Consider the following 9,605-nt stretch of genomic DNA (forward strand, 5'->3'; position numbering starts at 1 on the left):
AAGAAAGCCTCTTGTCACAAGCATAACAAGAGGAGTCTCTTCAGAAATAGAGGGAACACCGATAAGCCCTGGAATAAAATACAAGCATTATGCGCCCAAAACAGATCTTTTCCTTTATTCTGGAGTATTAAAAGAATTGAATGACATTATAGAACAGGCACAAAATGAGGGGATCGCAAGGCAGGATAGAATTGCTGCAATAGGCTCTGAAGAATTTTGCTCAGGTTTAAAAATAAAAAATGAGAATTACCTTATACATAGTCTAAAAGTTATAGCTAAAACATACCAACAAATAGAACGAATGCCATTTTGCCTTAAAATTTTACTTGAAAATATGCTTAGACATAAAGACGATGTATATATAAACAAATACGACATTTTAAACCTAATTAATTTTGATAAAACAGATAAATCAAAAGCAATAGCTTTTTTCCCAGAAAGAGTTGTCATGCAAGATTTTACTGGTGTACCAGCTATTGTAGATATTGCAACACTTAAAGATGCTTATGCTTTTCTTGGCGGTGATCCAAAGAAAGTTGATTTATCAGTACCGGTTGATTTAATTATCGACCACTCAATTCAGGTAGATCAATATGGAACAATTAAAGCGATGGATTATAATCTTGCAAAAGAGTACAAAAGAAACATGGAGCGCTACGAATTGATTAAATGGGCAAGTCTTTCATTAAAAAATTTTAGAGCGTTCCCACCAAATGCTGGTATCGTGCACCAGGTTAATCTTGAATATTTAGGTGAAATTGTAAAAACAAAAAAAATAAACAATGAAAAAATAGCTTTTTTTGATACATTAATTGGTACAGATTCACATACTACAATGATAAATGGTTTAAGTATATTCGGCTTTGGCGTTGGAGGTATAGAAGCAGAAGCGGTAATTTTAGGTGAACCATACTACATGAAAATACCAAATGTTATTGGAGTTAGATTAAAAGGAAAACTAAAAGAAGGCTCAACACCAACGGATTTAGCTTTAAGCATAACAAATGAACTCAGAAAGAATAATGTGGTAGATAGCTTTGTTGAGTATTTTGGTCCTGCTTTAAACCATTTGAGCGTTCCAGATAGAGCTACAATATCCAATATGTCGCCAGAGTATGGCTCCACGGTAGGTTTTTTTCCAATAGATAATCAAACTTTAGAATACCTGGAGCTAACAAACAGGTCACATTTAATTGATTTGACTGAAGCTTATGCAAAACATCAAGGTGTATTTTATGATAGTTCATATGAACCAGAATATTCTAAAATCATTGATTTTGATTTATCTAGTGTTGAACCTTCCCTCGCAGGTCCATCAAGACCGCAGGATAAAATAATTTTAAAGGATCTAAAGCGTAATTTTGATGAATTATTAAATAAAAATATGCAAAGTAAAGAAAATACTTTAAAAAACGAAACTTCAATAGACGAATTACTAAAAAATATGAAATTAGGTGAAGTAAAGGTATATAACAAAAAAAAGTTTGTTAAAATTGAATTTGAAAATGAAGAGTTTTTATTATCAGATGGTAGTATAGCAATAGCAGCCATTACTTCTTGTACCAATACATCAAATCCATATGTAATGATCGGTGCGGGTCTTTTGGCTAAAAAAGCTGTAGAGTTAGGATTAAGTGTAAAACCATACATAAAAACATCACTGGCTCCTGGATCCTGGGTGGTTGATGAATATCTAAAGAAAGCAAATCTTTTGCCATATTTAGAAGCTTTGAGGTTTCATGTTGTAGGTCATGGATGTACAACTTGCATTGGAAATTCCGGTCCACTTCACCCTGTAATAGAAGAAGTTGTTAAAAAAGAAAATTTAATAGTGGCAAGCGTATTATCAGGCAACAGAAATTTTGAAGCGCGCATAAATAATAGCGTAAAAGTAAATTACCTTGCTTCACCTATGCTTGTTGTTGCTTTTGCTTTATCTGGAAATATTGATATTGATATGACAACTGAACCTTTAGGAAAAGATGTAAATGGCAATAATGTTTTTTTAAAAGATTTGTGGCCTTCCAGTTATGAAATTAATGACTATATTAGTAAATATCTCAAAAAAGATCTATTTGAAGATAAGTATGCCACGATTTTTAATGATAAAATCTGGGATAATTTAAAAGTTGAAGCTACTGATTTATATAAATGGCAAAATAATTCTACTTATATAAAAAAAGCCCCTTATTTTGATAATTTTAAAATCGATATTAACCCAATTTCAGAAATAAATAACGCACGAGTACTTGCGTTATTTGGAGATTCTATTACTACAGATCATATCTCTCCAGCTGGAAAAATACCAAAAGATTACCCTGCAGGTAACTATTTAATTCATAACGGTGTAGAAGAAAAAGATTTTAATACATATGGATCAAGGAGGGGTAATCACGAGGTATTAACAAGAGGCACATTTGGAAATGTAAGGTTAAAAAATCTTTTGGTTAAACCAAAAGAAGGGGCTTACACACTTAAGTTTGATCAAAAAAACATTGAGTTCATATACGATGCATCGGTAAAATATCAACAAGAAGGAATTCCTTTAATTGTTATTGCTGGAAAAGAATATGGAAGCGGATCATCTCGCGATTGGGCTGCAAAGGGTCCAAAATTACTTGGAGTTAAAGCAATTCTTGCAAAATCTTTTGAGAGAATTCACCGAAGCAACCTTATCGATATGGGCATATTACCTTTGCAATTTAATGAAAATCAAGATTATGCAACATTAAACCTTGATGGGAGCGAAATTTTTTTTATAAAAGGACTTGAAGATCTTAAACCAAATAAATTATTGCATATTACGGCATTAAAATCTGATAAACAAAAGATTGAATTTGATGTTATTGCCAGATTAGATACGCAAAAAGAAATTGAATATTACAAAAATGACGGTATCTTAAGTTTTGTTTTAAGAAAATTACTTAAACAAACAATTCAGGCAAGGGGGAACTAATGAAATTGGAAGAACTCTCAAAACATAATGGTCAAAATGGAGAAAAAGCTTACGTTGCCTACAAAGGTAAGGTTTATGATGTAACAAATTCTAAAAGATGGAAAGATGGGGTCCATATGGCTCGTCATAGGGCTGGAGAAGATTTAACAGACTTTTTGGCTTTAGCTCCACATACTGATGAAGTTTTAAAATCATTTGAAGTAGTAGATACGCTTGAAATTGATGAATCAAAAACACAAAGTTCAAAAGAAACACTGATAAAATTTTATCAGAAATTTCATCCGCACCCAGTTCTAATCCACTATCCTTTGGGTTTATTCTTCTTTGCTGCGCTTATGCAGTTACTTTTTCTTTTAACTTCACTTTCAAGCTTTGAATTAAGCGCTATTTATGCTTTCTTTGTTGCTACTATTATGGCTATACCTGCAATATCAGCTGGTTTCTTAAGCTGGTGGATAAACTATGATAAGCAACCAACAAAAATTTTTAAAAATAAGATAAAATTTTCTATTATATTAGTTTTAATAGGTATTACAGGCATAGTTATCAGGATTACAAATCCAGACATTTCAAGCACAAATAGCCTTGCATTTATCATATATAATGTCCTTATTTTTGCAAATTTACCTATTGTGCTTTTTATAGCGTATGAAGGCGGAAAGATTACTTGGGCTTAAACTTAATAGAAGGAGGATATTTTATGGATTACACGCTTGAAGAGTTAGAAGAAATGAAACAAATTATTCTAATAGCAATCCCGAAAGAAATCAGTGCAAGAGATTTTTACCTGAATGCAGCAAAAAAATTCAAAACTCAAGAATCTATCCAGCTTTTTTTATCTCTTGCCGAACAGGAAAAAGGACACGAAGCTTCTTTAAGAAAGATACTAAAAGATATAGAAGAAAACATAATAAAAATAAAAAATTCAAAATAATCTAAGGAGGTATTTTTTATGAAACTCAAGTATTTTATTGCAGGTATTGGTTTTTTTACATTTTTAGGTCTAAATAATGCATTTGCGACTAATTTTTCTGGACTAAAAGTTGAAGGAGATTGTTCAATTGTAACAACTTTTACTGTAAATGTAGCCCAAAAACCAGAAATTGGCACATATTTAGTAGGTCCAACCGGTATGACTCTATATTATTTAGAAAATGAAACTGACAACAACATAAAATGTAAAAATGAAGTTTGTTTGTCTAAATGGCCTATCTTTTATGAAAAAGAACTTTCTATACCAAGAATGTTAAAATCTAAAGATTTTAAAGTATTTAAAAGACCTGATGGTAAATTACAAATTTCATACGACAATAAACCACTTTACTACTTTGAAGGCGATAAAAAACCCGGCGATACCTTTGGCAATAATTTAAAAACACCAGTTGGTATATGGCATATTATAAAGGTTAAAATACCAGTGAGTCAGGAATAATTAAAAATAAAGGAGATTTTATGGCTTTAGCAATTGGTTCTAAAGTTGAGGATTTTACATTAAAAGATCAGAACTCTAAAGATATCAGTTTAAATTCTTATAAGGGCAAAAAAGTATTACTATCATTTCACCCACTTGCATGGACAGATGTGTGTGCAAAACAAATGCAAAGTTTAGAAGAAAATTTTGATATCTTCAAACAACTAAATACTGTATGTTTGGGTCTTAGTATAGATACAGTACCATCTAAAAAAGCCTGGGCCAAAAGTCTAAATATAGAAAAAACCCCGCTTTTGTGCGATTTTTGGCCCCACGGGGAAGTTTCAAAAAAGCTCGATGTTTTTATTGAAAAATACGGCTTTTCAGGCAGAGTAAACATACTGCTTGACGAAAATTTTAATGTAATTTTTACTAAAGTTTACCCAATCAAAGAATTACCGGATATAAACGAGATTATCAAGTTTTTGGAGGAAAATTATGGACGCAATTGATTATGCTTTAGCTTTAGAAGAAGATGGCAAAAACTATTACAATGAACAAGCTTTAAAAGCAAAAAAAGAGGAGATTAGGTCTTTATTTTTAATGCTTGCAGCTGATGAGACAAGACATTATAAAATTATAGAAAAATTTAAAGAAGGTGTATACGAATACCTGCCTACCTCAACATTTGACAATGTGCCAAATTTATTTAAAAAACTAAAAAATCAAAATAGTGATTTTTCAGATGAACAAAATTTATTAGACGTCTACAGCAAAGCAATAAAAATCGAAATAGATTCAAGAGATTTTTATAAACAAAAATCTCTTGAATCCGATAATGAAAACGAAAAAAACATACTCCAGCTAATTTCCGAAGAAGAAGATAAACACAGAATTATACTGGAAAACTTAATGGAATTTATAAGGAAAGGTCAGGAATGGGTTGAATCAGCCGAGTTTAGCCATATTGAAGAACAGTTAAGAAAGGAGTAAATATGGATTATACTATTGTCCTTACAGCCGCAGCAGGTCAAGGCGTTGAAACGGTTGAAGCATTAGTCTCAAAAGCCTTTAAAGAAGCAAGTTTTTTTGTGTTTTCCGATAAAGAATATATGTCAAGGGTAAGAGGTGGCGTAAACTCTACCACCATAAGGGTTTCGTCAAAAGAAAATAAAGGTTACAAGCAGTTTGCAGATTTTTTATTCTTATTTACAAAAAATGCACTTGATCATTCAAAAAATAGAATATCAAAAGACACAATAATTTTTTCAGAAGAAGATTTTATAACAGATGAGTATAATTCTCAATTTTTTACAGTTGATTTTTTAAAAACAGCTAAAAATCTTGGCAGCGCAATATTTGCAAACACTGTTGCGTTTGGGTTTATATCGTCAATTTTTGAGATTAATGCTGACATTGCACATAATATAATTAAAAATCATTTTAAAGATCCTGATGTTGCACAAAAAAACATTGAGGCATACAATGCTGGCTATAATCTATTTAAAGATAGCTCATATAGCAAAATCAAACCACAAATTGATTACCTAACACCAAAAAAATATGCTTTACTAAGTGGTTCACAGGCTGTATCCCTTGGAGCATTATCTTCAAATGCAAAGTTTTTATCTTTTTATCCAATGTCACCATCTACAGATGTTGCAATATTTTTAGCCCATCAAATGGATAAATTTGATATCGTAGTAGAACAATTTGAAGATGAAATATCAGCTGTTAACGCTGCAATTGGTGCATGGTTTGGAGGAGTTAGAGCTTTTGTTACAACATCTGGGGGAGGTTATGCTCTTATGGAAGAAGGCGTAAGTCTTGCTGGTATGACTGAAACACCACTTGTGGTTCATTTAGCTCAAAGACCATCGCCTGCAACCGGTCTTCCTACAAGAACATCTCAAAGCGACCTCAACTTAGTTTTGTACTCTTCTCACGGTGATTTTCCAAGAGCTATATTTTCACCTAGAAATATAGAAGATGCGTTTTTTGTAACGCAAAAAGCTTTTGATATAGCTGATAAATACCAATGTGTAAGCTATATTTTGACTGACCAATATTTTATGAGCATGATGTATAATATTGATTCAACGCAATTAGAATTTTTGGAACCCAAAAATTATATCATCCAAACACCTCAAGATTACAAAAGGTACGAATTAACTCAAAACGGTATATCAAAAAGAGGTATCCCAGGTTTTGGCGACGGAATTATTGTAGCAAATGGCAACGAGCATGATGAGTATGGAGATATTACAGAAGATGAAACGTTGTCTAAACTCATGCTTGAAAAAAGAATGAGAAAAATAGATGGTATAAAAAGTGAATCATTAAAACCGATGTATATAGGACCACAAATATTTAAAAATTTAGTTGTTTGTTATGGCTCATTGTATGAAAATACAAAAGAGGCTTTAGAATTATTAAAAAGAGACGATACAGGACTATTATGCTATTCTCAATTGTACCCTTTAAATGATGAAGGCTTAAATTACCTTAAAAAAGCCCAGAAATTAATTTTTGTTGAGCAAAACTTTTCAGGTCAATTTGCAAACCTGATCTGGAAAGAATATGGCATAAAAGTAGATAAGCTCATAAATAAGTACACAGGAAGACAATTTTTTGTTGAAGAATTAAAAGAAAAACTTGAAATGGCATTGGAGGTTAGATGAGCACGCTTGGTGAATTTGAACCAAAAAGACCTGATTCTTATGATGTATCATGGTGTCCAGGCTGTGGCAATTTTCCACTAAGAGATGCACTGGCTTCAGCTTTCAAAAAATTGAATTTAAAGCCAACAGATATAGCTATAGTTAGCGGTATAGGGCAGGCTGCAAAAATAGTTCACTATATAAATACGCACGGTTTTCATTCGCTACACGGAAGAGCAATACCTATTGCCTCGGCACTTAAAGCTTCAAATCCAAATCTCGTCGTAATTGCTGAAGGTGGCGATGGCGATATGTATTCAGAAGGGGGAAACCATTTTTTGCATGGTATAAGGAGAAACTCAGATATTACAGTTATCATACATAATAACCAAATTTATGGTTTAACAAAAGGGCAGGGCTCGCCTACAACAATGATTGGCCAGCATACAACTACTCAGCCATTTGGCGTATTTGAAGAGCCATTAAATGCAATTGCGCTTGCAATAGTTTTAAATGCCTCATTTGTAGCAAGAGCTTATGTTGGAAACAAAGATTACACAGCAGATATTATTGCCCAGGCGATCAATCATAAAGGTTTTGCTGTGGTTGAACTGTTTCAACCATGCGTCAGTTTTAATAAAGTCAATACCTATCAATGGTATAGTGAACACACATACATAATGCAAAATCACGATCCCAAAAACAAAATACTCGCACTCCAAAAAGCACTTGAAAACGATCCTATGCCACTTGGTGTTTTTTACATAAACAATAAAAAAACATTTGAAGAAAATCTAATGTGTTACAAGCAAGACAATACACCACTGTTTAAAAGGAGTACACAAATCGATAAAATTAAACATTTTATAGATGAAAATTTTTAGCATAAATCAATTTTATCAAATTTTAAAAATTAACGTATAGGAGATGTAAGAAAAAACTAATAGAGGAATAAAAAATATTAAAATTTTTGCAAAATAATTATATGTAAAACCATATGGAAAAAAATAAATATTAAAATTTTATATTTGATTCCTTATTTTATCTATAAAATTACTTATTGAAAAAATAAATTCACTTTTATTAAATATGTTTTCGACAATTATTACATATTCTAAGTTAACTTGATATTAACAATAAGTAGATTAAATTTCTTTATTGAGGTGAAAACCTCTACCAAAACTACTAAAGTTTATTGTAGAAAAACTCTTTTAGCTGACATATTTTAGCAAAAGGAGGGTTATATGGATGCAATAGCTGATTTTCAAAAGCTAATAGAAAGTATATTAGAGAAAGTAAGCAATAGCATTCCTTCAAAGATTATTTACTGGGATGGCTCTACAAAACAGTTTGGAACAATACCGGGCAAGATAACAATAAAGATAAATAGCCCTTTGGTTTTAAAAGAGTTAATGAGTGATTTGAGTCTTGGTTTTGGAGAAAATTACACAAATGGAAATCTTGAGATAGAAGGCAACCTACAGGATGTTTTATACCTTGAACATTTTATTAGAGAAATAGGCATAAAAGCACCTGTAAAAACAAAACTCGAAATCCTTGCAAACAAGCTTTCAAATATAAATTCCAAAAAAGGTGCAAAGAAAAACATATCACACCATTATGATTTAGGCAATGAATTCTTTGGCTTGTTTTTGGATAAAAGCTATACTTACTCATGCGCTTACTTTAAAAATCCAGACGACACACTTGAAAATGCTCAAAACAACAAGTATGAGCTTATATGTAGAAAAATTCATCTAAAAAACAATGATACTGTTTTAGATGTAGGCTGTGGGTTTGGTGGTTTTTTGATATATGCAGCAAAAAGAAATGATATAAAGGGTTTGGGCTGCACTATATCTAAAAATCAGTATGAGTTTGCAAAAAACAAAATCAAAGAAGAAGGCTTGGAAAAAAATATTGAAGTAATATATGAAGACTATAGAAACTTAAAAGGCAAGTTCAACAAATTTGTCTCAATAGGTGCGTATGAGCATATTGGAAAAAACTATGCAGATACATTCTTTAAAAAAATAGATACTCTTCTTGAGCCATACTCAATAGGTCTTTTACATACAATAGGGCACAATGAACCGCTTCCAACAGATCCATGGACACTGAAATATATTTTCCCGGGTGGTTATCTGCCATCTTTAGAAGAACTGGTAAAAAGAATCAGAAAAGTAAAATTCTACATTATTGATATAGAAAACTTAAGGCCTCATTATGCAAAAACAATACATCACTGGATTGAACGATTTGAAAAAAACATTGATAAAGTACAACAACTATTTGATGATAAGTTTGTTAGAATGTGGAGACTCTACCTAAATGGAGCACAAGCATCATTTACATGGGGAGATACACAACTATACCAGATAGTCTTCTCAAAAGGTCAAATAGATATACCGCTTTATAGGGGAGAAATTTATAATGGATTTTAAGTTATAATAAATATGTGTTTAGTTGTCTTTTCAATAAACCATCTGCAACAATACAAATTAATTTTAGCAGCCAATCGTGATGAATACTACAAAAGAAAAAGTTTACCTTTTTATTGGTACGAATTTGACCACGA

The 9,605-nt window shown here is 31.6% G+C and carries 10 protein-coding genes; all 10 read left to right on the forward strand.

Annotation, left to right across the window (positions count from 1 at the left end):
- On the forward strand, window positions 1-2,956 hold a 2,956-nt coding region (gene acnA / locus Q0C22_RS06465), incomplete at its 5' end, for an aconitate hydratase AcnA (RefSeq protein ID WP_291492956.1).
- Window positions 2,956-3,633: a cytochrome b5 domain-containing protein gene (locus Q0C22_RS06470; protein WP_291492958.1), complete on the forward strand. Its 678-nt coding sequence runs from the start codon at window positions 2,956-2,958 to the stop codon at window positions 3,631-3,633. The genes acnA and Q0C22_RS06470, both read left to right, overlap by 1 nt.
- A gap of 23 nt (window positions 3,634-3,656) precedes the next feature.
- Window positions 3,657-3,890, forward strand: a complete 234-nt coding sequence (locus Q0C22_RS06475) for a ferritin family protein (RefSeq protein WP_291492960.1) — start codon at window positions 3,657-3,659, stop codon at window positions 3,888-3,890.
- Window positions 3,891-3,908: 18 nt separating this feature from the next.
- Complete coding sequence (locus Q0C22_RS06480) at window positions 3,909-4,388, forward strand: hypothetical protein (RefSeq protein WP_291492962.1); 480 nt, start codon at window positions 3,909-3,911, stop codon at window positions 4,386-4,388.
- 20 nt (window positions 4,389-4,408) lie between these two features.
- Window positions 4,409-4,879, forward strand: a complete 471-nt coding sequence (locus Q0C22_RS06485) for a redoxin domain-containing protein (RefSeq protein WP_291492964.1) — start codon at window positions 4,409-4,411, stop codon at window positions 4,877-4,879.
- Window positions 4,866-5,360 (forward strand): ferritin family protein, encoded by a 495-nt coding sequence (locus Q0C22_RS06490; RefSeq protein ID WP_291492966.1) that lies wholly within the window; start codon window positions 4,866-4,868, stop codon window positions 5,358-5,360. The genes Q0C22_RS06485 and Q0C22_RS06490 overlap by 14 nt, the downstream gene beginning before the upstream one ends.
- A gap of 2 nt (window positions 5,361-5,362) precedes the next feature.
- Window positions 5,363-7,048, forward strand: coding sequence for a 2-oxoacid:acceptor oxidoreductase subunit alpha (locus tag Q0C22_RS06495; protein ID WP_291492968.1), 1,686 nt, complete (start codon window positions 5,363-5,365; stop codon window positions 7,046-7,048).
- Window positions 7,045-7,911, forward strand: coding sequence for a thiamine pyrophosphate-dependent enzyme (locus Q0C22_RS06500; protein WP_291492971.1), 867 nt, complete (start codon window positions 7,045-7,047; stop codon window positions 7,909-7,911). Before Q0C22_RS06495 ends, Q0C22_RS06500 begins: the two co-directional genes overlap by 4 nt.
- Window positions 7,912-8,271: 360 nt before the next feature.
- A complete protein-coding gene (locus Q0C22_RS06505; RefSeq protein WP_291492973.1) occupies window positions 8,272-9,471 on the forward strand; it encodes a cyclopropane-fatty-acyl-phospholipid synthase family protein in 1,200 nt (399 codons plus the stop codon).
- A 12-nt stretch (window positions 9,472-9,483) separates the two neighbouring features.
- On the forward strand, window positions 9,484-9,605 hold a 122-nt coding region (locus Q0C22_RS10465), incomplete at its 3' end, for an NRDE family protein (RefSeq protein WP_367172122.1).

Origin of the sequence: Desulfurella sp. (assembly GCF_023256235.1) — a bacterium.
Taxonomy (GTDB): domain Bacteria; phylum Campylobacterota_A; class Desulfurellia; order Desulfurellales; family Desulfurellaceae; genus Desulfurella.

Excerpts from the sequence above, each read along its gene's own strand:
- Q0C22_RS06500 (WP_291492971.1), top strand. The coding sequence starts at position 7,045 with ATGAGCACGCTTGGTGAATTTGAACCAAAAAGACCTGATTCTTATGAT.
- Q0C22_RS06475 (WP_291492960.1), top strand. The coding sequence starts at position 3,657 with ATGGATTACACGCTTGAAGAGTTAGAAGAAATGAAACAAATTATTCTA.
- Q0C22_RS06490 (WP_291492966.1), top strand. The coding sequence starts at position 4,866 with ATGGACGCAATTGATTATGCTTTAGCTTTAGAAGAAGATGGCAAAAAC.
- Q0C22_RS06480 (WP_291492962.1), top strand. The coding sequence starts at position 3,909 with ATGAAACTCAAGTATTTTATTGCAGGTATTGGTTTTTTTACATTTTTA.
- Q0C22_RS06495 (WP_291492968.1), top strand. The coding sequence starts at position 5,363 with ATGGATTATACTATTGTCCTTACAGCCGCAGCAGGTCAAGGCGTTGAA.
- Q0C22_RS06470 (WP_291492958.1), top strand. The coding sequence starts at position 2,956 with ATGAAATTGGAAGAACTCTCAAAACATAATGGTCAAAATGGAGAAAAA.
- Q0C22_RS06485 (WP_291492964.1), top strand. The coding sequence starts at position 4,409 with ATGGCTTTAGCAATTGGTTCTAAAGTTGAGGATTTTACATTAAAAGAT.
- Q0C22_RS06505 (WP_291492973.1), top strand. The coding sequence starts at position 8,272 with ATGGATGCAATAGCTGATTTTCAAAAGCTAATAGAAAGTATATTAGAG.